General features: G+C 42.6%; 14 protein-coding genes. 5 read left to right on the forward strand and 9 right to left on the reverse strand.

The window, feature by feature from the left end; genetic code table 11:
* Positions 1–126 precede the first annotated feature (126 nt).
* Positions 127–1,233, forward strand: a complete 1,107-nt coding sequence (locus LQ227_RS23955) for a glycoside hydrolase family 105 protein (protein WP_230146203.1) — start codon at positions 127–129, stop codon at positions 1,231–1,233.
* Between the two features lie 397 nt (positions 1,234–1,630).
* Here LQ227_RS23955 and LQ227_RS23960 read toward each other — a convergent pair whose 3' ends face one another.
* Together LQ227_RS23960 and LQ227_RS23965 are read right to left on the reverse strand one after the other, a co-directional pair.
* Complete coding sequence (locus tag LQ227_RS23960) at positions 1,631–2,545, reverse strand: AraC family transcriptional regulator (protein ID WP_230146204.1); 915 nt, start codon at positions 2,543–2,545, stop codon at positions 1,631–1,633.
* A 43-nt stretch (positions 2,546–2,588) separates the two neighbouring features.
* The gene (locus tag LQ227_RS23965; RefSeq protein ID WP_230146205.1) at positions 2,589–3,491 is read right to left on the reverse strand and encodes an SDR family oxidoreductase; all 903 of its coding nucleotides are present in this window, start codon (positions 3,489–3,491) and stop codon (positions 2,589–2,591) included.
* 202 nt (positions 3,492–3,693) lie between these two features.
* Here LQ227_RS23965 and LQ227_RS23970 point away from each other — a divergent pair, with 202 nt between their 5' ends.
* The 3 genes from LQ227_RS23970 to LQ227_RS23980 all read left to right on the forward strand — a co-directional run bounded on the left by LQ227_RS23970 (position 3,694) and on the right by LQ227_RS23980 (position 5,601).
* A complete protein-coding gene (locus tag LQ227_RS23970; protein WP_230146206.1) occupies positions 3,694–4,098 on the forward strand; it encodes a VOC family protein in 405 nt (134 codons plus the stop codon).
* Positions 4,099–4,508: 410 nt separating this feature from the next.
* Positions 4,509–5,192, forward strand: a complete 684-nt coding sequence (locus LQ227_RS23975; protein ID WP_230146207.1) for a lipid-binding SYLF domain-containing protein — start codon at positions 4,509–4,511, stop codon at positions 5,190–5,192.
* 22 nt (positions 5,193–5,214) lie between these two features.
* Positions 5,215–5,601: a hypothetical protein gene (locus LQ227_RS23980; RefSeq protein ID WP_230032652.1), complete on the forward strand. Its 387-nt coding sequence runs from the start codon at positions 5,215–5,217 to the stop codon at positions 5,599–5,601.
* A 167-nt stretch (positions 5,602–5,768) separates the two neighbouring features.
* Here LQ227_RS23980 and LQ227_RS23985 read toward each other — a convergent pair whose 3' ends face one another.
* From LQ227_RS23985 to LQ227_RS23995, 3 genes are read right to left on the reverse strand one after another with little or no spacing between them, the layout of a single operon-like run.
* Positions 5,769–8,996 carry an error-prone DNA polymerase gene (locus LQ227_RS23985; RefSeq protein WP_230146208.1) on the reverse strand — a complete coding sequence of 1,076 codons (3,228 nt, stop codon included), beginning with the start codon at positions 8,994–8,996 and terminating at the stop codon, positions 5,769–5,771.
* Positions 8,997–9,015: 19 nt separating this feature from the next.
* Positions 9,016–10,512 (reverse strand): DNA polymerase Y family protein, encoded by a 1,497-nt coding sequence (locus tag LQ227_RS23990; protein ID WP_230151536.1) that lies wholly within the window; start codon positions 10,510–10,512, stop codon positions 9,016–9,018.
* A 2-nt stretch (positions 10,513–10,514) separates the two neighbouring features.
* A complete protein-coding gene (locus LQ227_RS23995; RefSeq protein ID WP_230146210.1) occupies positions 10,515–11,252 on the reverse strand; it encodes an ImuA family protein in 738 nt (245 codons plus the stop codon).
* A 58-nt stretch (positions 11,253–11,310) separates the two neighbouring features.
* Between LQ227_RS23995 and LQ227_RS24000 the strand changes: the two genes are divergently transcribed.
* Complete coding sequence (locus tag LQ227_RS24000) at positions 11,311–11,955, forward strand: alpha-ketoglutarate-dependent dioxygenase AlkB (RefSeq protein WP_230146211.1); 645 nt, start codon at positions 11,311–11,313, stop codon at positions 11,953–11,955.
* A gap of 399 nt (positions 11,956–12,354) precedes the next feature.
* Here the strand turns inward: LQ227_RS24000 and LQ227_RS24005 are convergent, their stop codons facing one another.
* The 4 genes from LQ227_RS24005 to LQ227_RS24020 all read right to left on the reverse strand — a co-directional run bounded on the left by LQ227_RS24005 (position 12,355) and on the right by LQ227_RS24020 (position 14,535).
* Positions 12,355–12,987, reverse strand: coding sequence for a TetR/AcrR family transcriptional regulator (locus LQ227_RS24005; RefSeq protein WP_230146212.1), 633 nt, complete (start codon positions 12,985–12,987; stop codon positions 12,355–12,357).
* A 181-nt stretch (positions 12,988–13,168) separates the two neighbouring features.
* Complete coding sequence (locus LQ227_RS24010; RefSeq protein ID WP_230146213.1) at positions 13,169–13,615, reverse strand: response regulator; 447 nt, start codon at positions 13,613–13,615, stop codon at positions 13,169–13,171.
* A 94-nt stretch (positions 13,616–13,709) separates the two neighbouring features.
* Entirely contained in the window at positions 13,710–14,018 is a 309-nt protein-coding gene (locus LQ227_RS24015; protein ID WP_230151538.1) for a hypothetical protein, read from the reverse strand.
* A 76-nt stretch (positions 14,019–14,094) separates the two neighbouring features.
* Entirely contained in the window at positions 14,095–14,535 is a 441-nt protein-coding gene (locus LQ227_RS24020; protein WP_230146215.1) for an Hsp20/alpha crystallin family protein, read from the reverse strand.
* Positions 14,536–14,925 lie beyond the last annotated feature (390 nt).

Genomic DNA, 14,925 nt, shown 5'->3' on the forward strand with positions numbered 1-14,925 from the left:
GTAAAAAAATAGAAGTCCTAACTGATCTTTTTAGGCTATAGTATCGTGTAATGGCCATTAGCATACAGCCTAAGTTGAGAAATTTTTCCTGTAATCAAAAAGACTTTAAACCAAATTATAATTTATATGTGTAGAAAATTAATTGCCTTATTTGTCCTTTTAACTTCATCCCAGTTCCTGTTTGCGCAGAACAATCTGCTAAAAGATTTTCCTCAGGGATTTGGTCCGAAAGAAGTAGGGAAACGATTAGCTTACCGCTTTCTTGACAAAAAACATATGCTCCACGCGGGGAAATGGATCAGCTATCCCGAAACTTTCAATTGGACCGGAGCACTTAAATATGCTAAATTAACAAAAGACAAAGCGCTCTTGTCGCACCTGGAAGAAAGGTTTGAGAAACTAACTTCACAGGAAAAGCAACTATTGCCAATTATGAACCATGTTGATTTGAATATGTTTGGCAGCCTTCCTTTGGAATTGTATCAGATTACCAAAGATAAAAAATATTTTGAGTTAGGCATGCCGTATGCAGATAGCCAATGGGCGGTTCCGCAGAAAGCAAGTTTACAGCAAAAGGAATGGGCTGATAAAGGTTTTTCATGGCAAACCCGTTTGTGGATTGACGATATGTATATGATCACGATCGTTCAGACCCAGGCTTACAAAGCTACCGGTGATAAAAAATATATCGATCGTGCGGCTAAAGAAATGGTGCTTTATCTGGATGAATTACAGCGGCCTAACGGTCTTTTCTATCATGCACCTGATGTGCCGTTTTATTGGGGGCGCGGCAATGGTTGGATGGCTGCAGGCATGACGGAGCTTTTGCGGTTGTTACCCAAAGATAATAAAGACCGTCCACGTATACTTAAAGGCTATGAAACAATGATGAAAAGCCTGAAAGATTACCAAAGACCAAGCGGAATGTGGAACCAGCTGATTGATGAGCCAGACTGTTGGGCCGAAACATCAGGATCGGCGATGTTTACCTATGCGCTGATTAGTGGGGTAAAACATGGCTGGTTAGATAAACAGGAATATGCTCCTGTGGCGCGGAAAGCCTGGCTGGCATTGGTGCCGTACATCAACGAAAAAGGGGATGTGGCAGAAGTTTGCGTTGGAACAAATAAGAAGAACGATAAACAGTATTATTACGACCGTCCACGGAATGTTGGCGACTCGCACGGACAATCTCCATACCTATGGTGCGTTTTTGCACTGTTGGAAAAGTAAACTATGGTAGCAATGTAAATAATTTTGATAGTTTATAATCAGGCAATCATCTGTATAAAAAAAATGATCTTTCGTGTGCCGTATTTGGTATAACGCCGGCAGATCTCATAGTAATGGCGAGTGCACACGGTGATAATCCTGGGGCATTGTCCCCAGGTTATCTTTAAAATTAAGCAGTAGTCCCAACTCATGATCAAAATTGAAGCTTAGCGCACTCATGGCAAAATAGTGAATGACGATACAGCCATTAAAGCCGGGAAGAAGTAAGATTGGTATTTTCGTGAAGAATTTTCACATATGCGTTATTTGGTTAAAAAAGCCACTAAATACCAAAAAATAAAACATCACTTTGGTAATGTTTGAAATTAATAACACTTAGAATAACTTTCGAATAATTTCAATTTAACAACTTCCTGAATTCCAGAGGCGAAATATCCGTTTTAGCTTTAAATAATTTGCTAAAAGACTGAGAATGCTCAAACCCCAATTCATAAGCAATTTCACTCACTGAAAGTTCAGTTGTTGAGAGTTTTTCTTTGGCTTTTTCAATCAGCTTTTCGTGGATGTGCTGTTGTGTGGTTTGTCCGGTTAAAGTTTTTAAAAGACTCCGCATATAGTATTTCGACATGTTGAATCTGTCTGAAAGAAACTGAACACTCGGCAAACCTTGTTCTTTGAGGTTATTTCCTTCGAAATAATCTTTGAGCAGAATTTCCAGTCGTTCTAAAAATTGATGATGCACTTTGTGACGCGTAATAAACTGTCGCTGATAAAACCTTTCAGAATAATTCAAAAGCGTTTCCAACTGAGAAATAATAATGCTCTGACTGAATTTATCAATGTTGGTTTGATATTCCTGCTTGATATTATCAGTGATTTGCTGGATTTTTATTTCTTCATCTTCGGATAAAAATAATGCTTCATTGACAGAATAATCAAAGAATTCATATTTCTTGATTGCGCTTGCCAATGGCGTATTCCAAAGAAAATCCGGATGAATCATCATCATCCATCCTGACGGATTTTTGCCCTTTTCTTCTCGTATGACGCTCAGAATCTGATGTGGAGCCATACAGAACATCACGCCTTCATCAAAATCGTAATCCTGCTGCCCATATCTATATTTATGATTCATATCTCTCTTGACAGAAATCATATAAAAATCAAACATCAAACGCTGCTTTCCATTTTCCAAAGCCGGCGCCATATCTTCAAAATTAATCACACTGATGAGCGGATGTTTTGGCTTTGGCAAGCCACGTAAAGTATGGAACTGAGAGATGGTTTTTATTCTTATTGGCGAATCAGACATCCGTTTATTGTTTAATCAAATTTAATGAATATAAAGGTACAGACTATTTTACCTCAGAGAAATAAACATCATTTTGCAAATCTTCCATCAATGTTGGGTGTTGAGGATCCCAACCTAATGTTGTCTTAGTTGCTTCACTTGAAGTGAGGTTATTAAGCTTTGCAAAATGTGCAAACCAGCCGAAATGTGCTGCTGCTTCATCGTTTGTTAGGGAAACAATTGGAATCTGCAATTTTTCTGCAATAAAAGTTGTAATGTCTTTAAACGGAATTCCCTGTTCTGCAACTGCGTGATATCTCGTTCCGCTGATGAAAGGTTTTTCCAAAGCTAACCGGTACAGTTCTGCTGCATCAAGTCTGTGGACAGCAGGCCAGAAATTATGGCCATCATCAATAATTGCAGCCTTTCTTTTTTCTTTTGCAATATTAATTAAGGTCGGAACAAAACCAATTACATCTCCTTTACCGTGAACAGATGGAGAGAGTCTTACTACGGCAACTTTCACACCTTTTGCAGCTACGGCATCGGCTGCATTTTCTGTCGCAATTCTGGGATGCGGATTGTTTGCAAAGCGATCTTTTTCGGTTGTGATTCCGTCTTTTGAAAAAAGTGCAGTTCCTGAAGTAATGAGAAAAGATTTGTCTGTTCCCAATAAAGCTTCGCCTATTGTTTCAATTACTTTTCCATCGAGTTTACACATTTCCTCGAATCTGGTAAAATCGTGGACAAATCCTAAATGAATCACTGCATCTGAAGCGATAGCTCCTGATTTCAAACTTTCAAAATCGTTTAGATCTCCGCGGTGTACTTCTGCGCCGGCTGCAATTAATTTGTTTACTGATTCTTGCGAACGGGCCAATCCCAAAACCTGGTGTCCATTGGCTAATAATTCCTGTACTACGGCAGTTCCTACGAAACCTGTAGCGCCTGTAACAAATACTTTCATTTTGATATAATTTAATGAAGCAAAGTTCAGATTTCGTTTCTGTACTCTTGTAGCCGAAAAATACTTTCTTGTAGCCGAAAATTTAATTAGATGACTTTCTGAATTCCAGATGGATTAGCCTGTGAATTTTTCATGCAATGACATACTGTTGTCATCATGCCATTGCACTTTTGCTAATATTAATTTAAAAACAAAAAGAAGGATGAGTAAATCAAATTTAGTATCAATGAGAATCATTACAGCTGACATAAGACGATTAGTTCAGTTTTTTGAGGATGCAACAGGAACAACGGCCGAATGGGCAACAGATGACTTTGCGGAGGTTAAATTGGAGTCTTTTACTTTGGCAATTGGAAGTACACGAACATTGGCTTTCTTCGGAGAAGGTGTTGCGCAACCTGGAAATAACAAAAGTATTATCATTGAGTTTCTTGTTGAGAATGTAGATGATGATTACGAAAGGATTAAAGATTTAACTGGCGACATTGTTCAGAAACCGACAACAATGCCTTGGGGTAATCGTTCTTTACTATTTCGAGACCCAGACGGTAATTTGATTAATTTTTTCACTCCCGTAAGTGACCAAGCGAAAAAGAAATTCTTATAAAATAAGCTATCCGATACAAGCAGTTCAATCTTCATTACCATTAACGCAGCGCCAGGGCTTCATGGTTTGTTCATGTTTGGCTTCTAATTTTACAATATACATATTAGTTATATCATTTGGTTTAGTAAATAAGCCGCAACGGATGTTGTGGCTTATCTGTTTTATTCCATGAGGGCAGTTGAGCTGCTGTAATGTTCAATAAGTTAATATTGCTTTATATACAACGCCGGTATAGGTTTCATTTTCGTTATATTGTTGAATTTTTATTGAACCAAAGGGGATTTCTCACAGAAAGGTAATTTACCTGTGGACCGTTCGGGAAAAGAAATAAAAGGTATAATATTGCATTTCCGGACCGCTTGTAAGCACAGATCTGCTCGAATAGTGCCGGTTATTTTTTCGATATATATATGAACATAATCAATTTGATCAAGCTAAATCTCGCTGTGCTCTGCTGCGTAGCATTACTATTTCCTACTATGGCCGTTGCGCAGAATAAGGAGCAAAAAAGAATAAAGGCTTCAGTCCAGGTACTTTCGGGTTTCGGGAAAATGAAAGAATCTATTCCCTCAAGGCTGCTTGAGCTTACCCAGGGCATTGTTATTGTTCCAAAGCTGATCAATGCAGGTTTTGTGATCGGAGGAAAACGTGGAAGGGGCATTGCTATGGTGAAAAGGGCAGACGGCTCCTGGAGCAATCCTGTATTTGTAACCATTACCGGCGGAAGTGTAGGTCTTCAGGCGGGTGTACAGTCGACTGATCTTGTGCTTGTTTTTACCCATGCCAATAGTCTGAGTGCGATCAAGAAAAGCAGCTTTACCCTTGGTGGTGATCTTTCTATTGCGGCAGGTCCCCTGGGACGGAGTTCTGCTGTGAATACAGATTACAAACTCGATGCCGAGGTGTATTCCTATTCCCGTAGTAAGGGGCTTTTTGCAGGGCTTTCCGTAAATGGCGCATCGCTGGAGATTGATGCGGCTGCAAATGCTGTGGTATATGGCAAAGATATGGATGTTGCGGAAATCTTTGCTTCCGATGGGGATCCTGATGATGAAATAGGAGAGCTTAAAGCCGCGCTTACGAAAATGAAATAATTGAATTATTATGCTTATGATCATGAAGAAAATCATTTTTGTTTTATTGCTGGTAATCGCTGGTTTTTCAGGTTATGCACAAACCTATCAGGGTATCACAAGTAAGAATAAGACTTATCTGGAAACACTGAAAGGAGTGAGTTATACATATAAGCAAGGGGTTGTTACCTTGAAGAATAATGGAAAGTATGATTTGGGTACGATAAGTATAGTCGTTTCATCTAAGGTGGACAGTACTTTGTTCGGGATTGCCTTGTTTGAAGAGGGACTTGAGAAAGGGACTACTGTTAAGGCTGATGTTTATTTTACTGCAGGTCTGGGCAGTGGTGTTCATGAGGTTTCGTTAAAAGATATTGATCAGAAGAATCTGGTGCTGTCTTTTGATAAGGCGACCAGGGCTGTGAGGTGATTGCTGTATGGGAAAAGTACGGTAGGGTGAAAGTCGGGTGGTATTTATATCTTGATTTTTAAACAGATTATATGATATAGTTATGGACAAATTCAGACAGATAAAGGATTGATCGCTTCGGTTGAAGCTGATGTAGGAAAATTTTATGATGGTGGAAACAATGCAGCTTACTTGAAATTTCTACCCCCGGGAATGGCTGAGGCTACTGGAGCACCTTTATCTGGTACATCTCTGTTGCCGGAGTATGGTGCGGTCCTTTCATCAGATCTTGAGAAAGCGACTGCCGGGAAACCATTGTTTTCTTCCCTGTCCATTGATCGGATCAGGCTGGTTAGATCAAAGCAGCGTTTAACGATTACGTGGATCACTTCGCCTTCTATCTGCAGTTTTCCCTCAACCATAAGTAGTCTGGACTGGATGATTTCTTTGCGGAACTTTTCAAACAGGTTCTCAAATACGACCAGGTTAGTGAAACCTGTTTCATCCTCAATGGTAATAAAACACACACCTTTGGCCGTGCCTGGACGCTGGCGGACCAGGACGAGACCGGCTACTTTGACGGTCTGTCCGTCTTTTGCCTGGGCAAGGTCCTGGGTTGGCAAAACGCGGAGGAGGCTTAACTGTTCACGTACAAAACTGACCGGATGTGCTTTTAGTGACAGGGAAGTAGAAGCGTAATCCTGGATTACATGTTCGCCTTTGCTCATCAGGGGCAGGGTGGCCTGCATTTCCAGGCTGCTTTCTGAAGGCTGGTTTTCAAAGAGTGCAACCGGGCGGTCAGCCATGGCGGATACTTCCCAAAGGGCAGCTCTTCTGTCCAGGCCAAGGGAGCGGAAGGCATCGGCATCGGCAAGCCGTTCCAGTGCAGATAGGCTGAGCCCGGCATCCATCAGTTCGTGGATATGACTATATGCTTTTTTTCTGCCATTGGTCAGGTATTCGATATCTTCAGCATTCATGCCCTTGATCTGTCTAAAACCAAGACGCAAAGCATGGTATTTATTGGTTTTTTCCTCTAACAGATTGTCCCATCCGGAATAGTTGATGTCTATGGGCCTGATTTCCACACCATGCTTTTTGGCATCGATGACGATCTGGGCAGGCTGGTAAAAGCCCATGGGCATGCTGTTGAGCAGGGCGGTGGCAAAGACATCGGGATAATAACATTTGAGCCAGCAGGAAACATAGACCAGCAGGGCAAAACTGGCCGCGTGGCTTTCTGGGAAGCCATAACTGCCAAAACCTTCGAGCTGCTTGAACACCCTTTTGGCAAAGTCCTCGGTATAACCTTTGCTGGTCATGCCGGTGATGAGTTTTTCTTCAAACCTGGTTACCATGCCCTTGGCCTTAAAGGTGGCCATGCTCCTGCGCAGTTCATCCGCCTCGGCTGGGGTAAAGCCTGCGGCAACAATGGCGATCTTCATGGCCTGTTCCTGAAACAAGGGAACGCCCAATGTTCGGTGCAGGATATCTTTTAACTCTTCGGAAGGATATTCTACGTTTTCTTCTCCGTTACGTCGTCTTAAGTATGGATGGACCATATCACCCTGGATGGGACCCGGACGGACAATGGCCACTTCGATCACCAGGTCATAAAAACATTTGGGTCTTAACCGTGGGAGCATGGACATCTGTGCACGGCTTTCGATTTGAAATACTCCCAGGGTATCGGCATGGCTGATCATTTCATAAACCTTTGGATCTTCTTTTTCGTTGATCTTGGCCATGGTCAGATCAAGGTTATAATGTGCTTTGGCCAGATCGAATCCTTTTCGGATGCAGGTAAGCATGCCCAGGGCAAGTACATCTATCTTCAAAAAGCCTAACGTGTCAATATCGTCTTTGTTCCACTCGATATTGGTCCGCTCTTCCATACGGGCATTGAGGATAGGGCAGAGGTCGGTCAGTTTACCCCTGGTGATGACAAAGCCGCCTGTATGCTGACCCAACTGTCTTGGAAAGCCCATCATCTGGGCGGTAAGGCTAAGCACTTTTCGAAGCAGTGGATCATTCGGGTTGAGGCCCTGTTCGGTAAGTTTTCCGCCCTCGAACCATTCATCGGTAAATTCCCAGATGGAGGAAGAGAGCCGGTTAATGGTATCCACCGATAGCCCCATCACTTTGCCCACATCCCGGATTGCGCCTTTCTGGCGCTGCTGGGTGACGGTGGCTACAATCGCCGCGCGGTCGCGTCCGTATTTACTATAGATGTATTGGATTACTTCTTCCCTGCGTTCATGTTCAAAGTCCACATCAATGTCGGGCGGTTCGTTGCGGGCGGAAGAGATAAAGCGTTCAAATAAAAGATCGAATTTGGTGGGGTCAACCGAGGTAATACCCAAACAGTAACAGATGGTGGAATTGGCAGCAGAGCCGCGTCCCTGGCAAAGAATATGCTGGCTTCTTGCAAAACGCACAATATCATAAACGGTGAGAAAATAGGAAGCATAGTTCATTTCCTCCACAAATTTCATTTCATGGCTGATGTTATCTGTTACTTTTTTAGGTAGGTGTTCACCAAAGATTTCGTGGGCCCCATTCATGGTCAGGTATTCGAGTTCCTGTTGCGGCGTTCTGCCTTCCGAGGTAATTTCTTCGGGGTAGATGTATTTTAGGCTATCCAAACTGAAGGTACAGGCTTGGGAGATTTTTACCGCATTTTCCAGCGCATCGGGATATTGGCGGAAAAGCCTTTTCATTTCTTCTTCGGGCTTTAAGTGCCGCTCGGCATTCTGGAAAAGCAAGTAGCCTGCATTCTGGATGGTGCATTTTTCCCTTACGCAGGTCAGCACATCCTGCAGTTCACGTCTTTCGGGGCTATGATAATAAACATCATTGGTTGCCACCAGTGGAATATTGGTTTTTTTGGAGGTTTCTGAAAGACGGAACATCCTCTTCTGGTCTTCTCCCTGATAGCTCCTGTTAATGCCTAGGTACAAGTTTTTCCCGAGTGCTTCTTTGTAGCGCTGAAGGTCTTCATAAAAATCCGCCTGAAAATCAAAATTCTCTGAAAGGCTATCGGGCGCGATGGCGATGAAAATAATACCTTTTGAATATTCAAATATATCTTTTTTATAAAGTTCGCAACTTCCTTTTTCGGTGCGAAGGTTGCCAAGGCTGAGTAGTGCAGACAGCCTTCCGTAACTTTCGGTGTCTGTAGGGTAGGCAAGCAGGGATACACCGTCCATGAGGTTTAACCTGCAGGCAGGGATGAGCTTGAGACCAAGTTTTCTGGCTGCTGCATGTGCACGCACGATCCCTGCAAGGGTATTGTGGTCGGTAATGGCAATTTTTTTATAACCCATCCTGGCTGCTTCTTCCACGATTTCTTCAGGGTGCGAGGCGCCACGGAGGAAGCTAAAGTTGCTGGTAACCTGAAGTTCGGTATATTCCATCTCTATTCTTTTTTAAGGTTTAGGCAAAAAATCCATGGATAAACCAGGCCGAGTTTTCTGCTGCATAGTGGCCAGCGCGGAAGAGCCAGTAACGGTTCCCTTTTTCATCTTCCACGGTATAATAATCGCGGTGTTCCCCTTCTTCCAGCCACCAGGCACGCTCAAGTCTTTCCGGCCCGTCTGCTTTTTTGATGCTGTGGCGCACACCCTGGTAGATAAAGAGCATGGGCGGATAATCGGGGATAGGTGCGGTAACCTCGATGCGTTCCGGTCTTGGAAGCAGCTGTATGGGACGGTTCAAGGGATTGTGGAAACTTATTCCGCTGTCTTCGCTGAGATCTTTAGCCTGTTTAACTGCCCTTTCCGGCCAGTAGTCTGCCTTTGGCAGATAACGGTGGATGGCGTTTTTACCTACCTTTCCAGCCACGCGGTCCAGTAATTCTGCCAAGGGCTGGCTATTTAGGCCGGCCTGACCGGCCCAGATTTTTTCCTGTGGACGTTCCATTTTTTCAGTTTTCTCAGCACTCAGCGTGAAAAGCTCAATGCCCATGCCGGGTGCAATTCCCGAAATGTTGAGCGCAAAGAGTTTCATCAGGTGTATGGGATCATCACTTGGACGGTTGGTGCCGATAGGAGTTGATATTGTTTTTCCATCTATCCGGTAACCTTTCAGTTCTGCTTTTCTCAGGCCCAGGCCTTCTTTTTTAAGTCTTAAACAAAGTTTACCAAGCAGTCTTTCGATGGCGATTTCAATAGCCTTAGCTGTGCGGATAGGTTCCATACAGGCCAATCTTTCTTCGAATTCCTGAATAATCGTAATTGGGATGAAGGCTTCAGGTTCATCGCCCATGGCCTGTGCTATTTTGATGAGCAGGTTCTCGCCAAACCTTCTGCGCAGGGTACTGCGTGGCATCTGGATAAAGCGTTCGATTCGGTTTAAGCCCAGTTTGTGCAGTTTTTCAGTAATTTCACCGGGGATCCTGAGCGCTGCCGGTGAAAGGGGAAGTAAAGCAAAGTGTTGCTGGTATGGTGCTACAATCTCAACTCCTTTACCATACCGGGATAGTGCCCAGGAAGTACCAATGGTATCGGCGATTGCCGCTTTTATGGTATAACCTGATGACTGGAGTCTGCTGGTGATGTGCTTAAGGTAAGCTTCTTCTCCTCCCCATAAATGACTGCATCCCGTGATGTCGAGTAGGATGCCATCAGGATCGGTAGAAGAGAGCGGGGTATAACGGATGGCCCATCTGGCAAGGCCTTCGAGCAGTTTTTCTTTTCTTCCCGGTTTTTCATCAAAAACTTCGAGCTCATGGACAATGGCACGCGCATCTGCAAGTGGCATTCCGTTATGGATGCCCTGGGCGTTCGCTTCCTTGTTTGCAGCGATAACCATCATACGGCCGTGACTGGCTCCAGCACATACCATTGCCCGTTCTTTCCATTCAGGGCGGCGGATAGTCTTCCAGTCCGTTAGTAGAAACGGAAACCATATGCTTAAGAATCGCTTTGTCATCTTTATCCTGCCTGCAGTTCATGGATAGGTAAGGCCCTGATGTTTTCTTTTTGTGGCTGCTCGAATGTGCTGCCAGACCAGCATACTTCAAAGGTGCCACCCGCGCCGTTACGCACTTTTAGTAGTTCTGCTTTCCAGCTGGGCTGGCCAACGCCCGGCATGCCTTCGGGCAATATGCTGGGCAATGGACTGATCTTCCAGCGGGCTAAACAGGTGGTATTGGAAAGAATCCTGGGGTTTTCCCTTAAGAACAGGGCGGTGACCTTGCTTTTTTCGATCACCAGCTGAAATCTTCTGGAAGTGGCAAAATTCAAGTCTGGGATTTCTGAGACCACAGCAGCGAGCCCTTCGCACTTAAGTGCTTCTTCGGTTACCCATAAGAGTTCTTTTTCGTTTTGAAGGTCAATAAAGATAATCGATGCAGCATTCAGCGAAAATCTTTTGGCCGCTGGCGGGAAGAATTTTCTGGAGGCACTGATCCAGATACAAGGACTGCCGTCTTTCATCAGTGTGGACAGTATTCCGCTGATAAAGCCACTGCTGGCCGCGGTCTGTTCGCGGCTTTCCGATATGAATTCATGGATGCCCTGCAGGGGAAAGCTGTGGACTGGAAAAGCAGGAGCAAAAAGCTCAAGACCTGAGATATTCTGTTGACTTTTGGATACGGTCTTATAACCCTGCATGGAAAGGATCTGCTCCCTTAAGCCCTCAATGACCTGTTTTTTTACTGCCTGTTCCATGATCAACCTCCTTTTTTAGAATTACATGGACAAATATAATACTAAAAATATTAGTATTTTGAAATTATTTTGCACATTTGTGTTGGATATGGAACAGCTGAGTTTTTTTAGGGAATCAGGCCAGACACCCGGGCTGCCAAAAGAGGTGCTGGAGTATATGCCGGGATTTATTGATATTGAAGAGGCAGACGTTTTGCTTTTATCTTTTATTTCAACTACACCCTGGACGCAGAAGATAGTGAAGATGTATGATAGAGCGGTAATTACCCCCAGACTTTCTGCATGGTACGGGGATCCTGAGGGAATGGATTACAATGTTCTTGGAAAATCCACACCTTTGCCATGGACAGTTGAACTTTTAAAACTGAAAGCTTTTGTCGAAGCAACGGCAGGGATCAGCTTTAATAGTGTGCTGCTTAACTATTACCGCGATGGACAGGACTCGGTTGCCTGGCATAGTGACAACGAAACGGTTATGGGTTCACACCCCGTTATCGCATCTGTGTCTTTCGGGCAGGTGAGGGGTTTTGATATCCGCCGGAAAACTGATCATGCTGAAAAATATACCGTCAGGCTTGAACATGGTTCGCTGCTATTGATGAAAGGAGATTTACAGACCATGTGGGACCATAGGATTGCAAAATCAGCCAGACCGATGGGGCCAAGGGTCAATCTGACTTTTAGAAAAATCATTGGGGCTTAAAATTCACATATAATCTCATGATTTCAGCTCACTATATTTCTATTGCTGAGCAGGCAAAATGTCAATCCCCGGTTTCAAAATTGGTCATACTTTTCTAGCTTTCCTTTTGTGCTGGTTTTTCTGCCAGGATTTGAATTGTTTTGCACAAAAAAAGCGGCAAAGTAATTTGTCGCTTTCAAGGGTTAATTGCTGTTCAGAAAATTTGATCAGTAGCAGACGGTTTTCAATCTTTGCGAAGCTATCGGAAATGTATGCTCTCCTTCATGGTAAGAAATCAGTTGGAATACTGATATTTATCGGTTTCATTCAACAGGATTTATTTGGAACTTTGCGGGACAGTTTTATGGCTTTGCTTTAAATTGCTTTCCTGTCCTGGAAGGTTAGCTTATTTAGAAATGGCTACAGGTATGCCCATTCAATGATTTGTTTAATGGTTTTCTTTATTTCGGACTGTGCTTCCTCTTTCCTGATATCAACTCCACAGATCAGGCCATTATTCGTATGAGCAATCATGGTAATGTAATATATACCCCCTACTAAAAGGGCTGCAACCGGCCTGATGTTTTTGTCTTTGTCTTTAAAATATTCGTCAGTAAGTTCACTAAAAAACAGCTCTCCCAAAGATTCACGTTTCTCATTCAACTCCTCTAATACCTTTGAACTTTCGCACACTCCCCAACTGATGATCTTTCGCATTTCTTCATTTGCAATTAATGAATCGAGCTGATCTTCCAATAAATGATACAACATCTCTCTGCCCTGATCACTTCTGTTTTGCTCGATTATTTCTTTTGACTGATCGATGTTTGCAGTATAAAAATCGCTGTTGTTCAGGTATTCCTTTACCAGACCTTCCATACTGCCGAAATAATCATAAACTAACTTTCGGTCAACTTCGGCATTTAATGCTACTTTGCTAACGTTTAAGCCAGTAAAACCGTCATTTTTTAAGATTTTACCAACAGCGGTCAGAAGTTTTTGTTTTGTCCATTCTTTATTTCTGATGGGGCCGCTCGTAGGTTTTCTTGTCATTCGGGAATTTTGGGTTACAACAATTTCTTGATCTGGAGATTATCCAAATATATATAATGCAATGCTAATTGTTCCATCTTTTTCAACAGAACACATTTAAACGGCACTATTTTGCTGCATTGCTTTTTATCAATTTGTTGATTTATCCTGTTTCAGTAAATAAAGTAAATAAATAAAGCCACTATATATTTTTGGCCTTTACCTCTTGCAGCACATTTTTTATAGCCGTTTTGAGCTTTGGAAGAAGACCGCTGTCGCTGCGTTTTTCTGAAAGTAGGGTACTGATGAGGCGGGTGATTTCCTGGATAGAAAATGGTTTCTCCAATATCGCATCGCAACCATAATCAGACAGTGAAAATAGTATTTTAGTATAGGCAGAAATAATGATGATCGGGATGTACTCAAATCCATCGATAGCGCGGATGGCACTACAAAGCTCTCCTCCGTTCCATTCGGGCAGCATGTAGTCTAAAATGACCAGATCCGGACGGTAATGCTCAATTAGTTTAACCGCTTTTTCCGGATCGTGGCAGCCTTGGCATTGATAACCGTACAATTTAAGGACTTCTTGCAGCGTTTCCAGTAACATCAGGTCGTCCTCTACAATAAATATTTTTTTTGCTTCCATAGTCTTCTCCTTGTTAACATCAGCTATTTTGAAATCGTTCAATCTCCGGCCGGATAGGTGCTGATGCCCTCCAAAAAGTTCATCATTTTTTTGTCTATTGCAATGGCTTGATTTCCAGGTCATCGAGTTGCGCAATCCGGAAGATTTCTTTCGAAATAATCGCTACGTTTTCCTTTAGTTGCTCCAGGTTACAGGATATTGTTCCTAAAGGTACCGGAAGACCTGCAATTTCTTGGATAAGTTCCATCTGGATCATACAAGCACCTAAAAATTCCTTTTTTCCTTTGAGCATGTTAAAGGTTTCAAGTGCAGCGTCCCGGTCTGTTCCAAGCGTAAATTTTCCATAGGTAATTTTGGTGCCCTTTAAATGAAACACCACTATTATTGCAAATGCAGATTCCATTTCGTTTTTATTTTTCTATGATCAGTATACTTCGGGATTAAAAAAAATGCCGCTTGGTGCGGCATTTTCAAATTTATTAGCGAATCTCAATCTGTCTTGAAACTGCCTTTGCTTCCTCTTTTTTTGGAAGTGTGAGCTTAAGTACCCCGTCGATATAACTTGCCTGGATACGGTCCACATCGGCACTTTCAGGAAGTGTGAATGCCCTGGTGAAAGCCGAGTAGCTGAATTCACGTCTGTTGTAGGTTTTTTCCGATGTATTGTTTTCGCTGTACTGCCCGGTAGAAATAGTGAGCATATCCCGCTCTACCGAAATTTTAAAATCTTCTTTTTTCAGGCCGGGAGCGGCAAGCTCGATATCATATTCTTCGCCGGACTCTAAAATGTTTACAGCTGGAAGGCTGTTGATTCGGCGGTCTGAAAAAAAAGTATCGCCCAGTACGGATTCGAAAATGTCATTAAAGCCTGGCAATAATGTGCTGTTTTTCTTTTCTGGATTGAATTTAACCAATGTCATAGTGTGTTCTCCTTTTAAAAAAAAAAATGGACTATTAATCAATTAATTTTCTATAAACCCTTTTAAACGGTTTTGAAATATCAACTTCAAGTGCTGTGCCAATGGTACTTTTAAGAATATTCAACTACTTTTTAGAAACCCTTGCTGAAAAATTTTCATAAATTCTGAACTTTTTTCAGCTTTAAACTGAAAAATTTTCAGTTTGCTGGTCGGGTGCTTATAAGTGGCTGTTAATTTTATATTCTTGAACTTTAGCGCAGCAACGATTAAACCTTTTTGATAATTTGATTGTTAATAAAGGGAAAATTTACGGAACAGACTATCAATATTTTGACATCGATGCCCTGCAGTTAAAGGTCTCGAAGACAATGAAGTTCATCGGGGCTTATA

It is taken from the genome of Pedobacter sp. Bi27 (assembly GCF_918698255.1).
Taxonomy (GTDB): Bacteria; Bacteroidota; Bacteroidia; order Sphingobacteriales; family Sphingobacteriaceae; genus Pedobacter.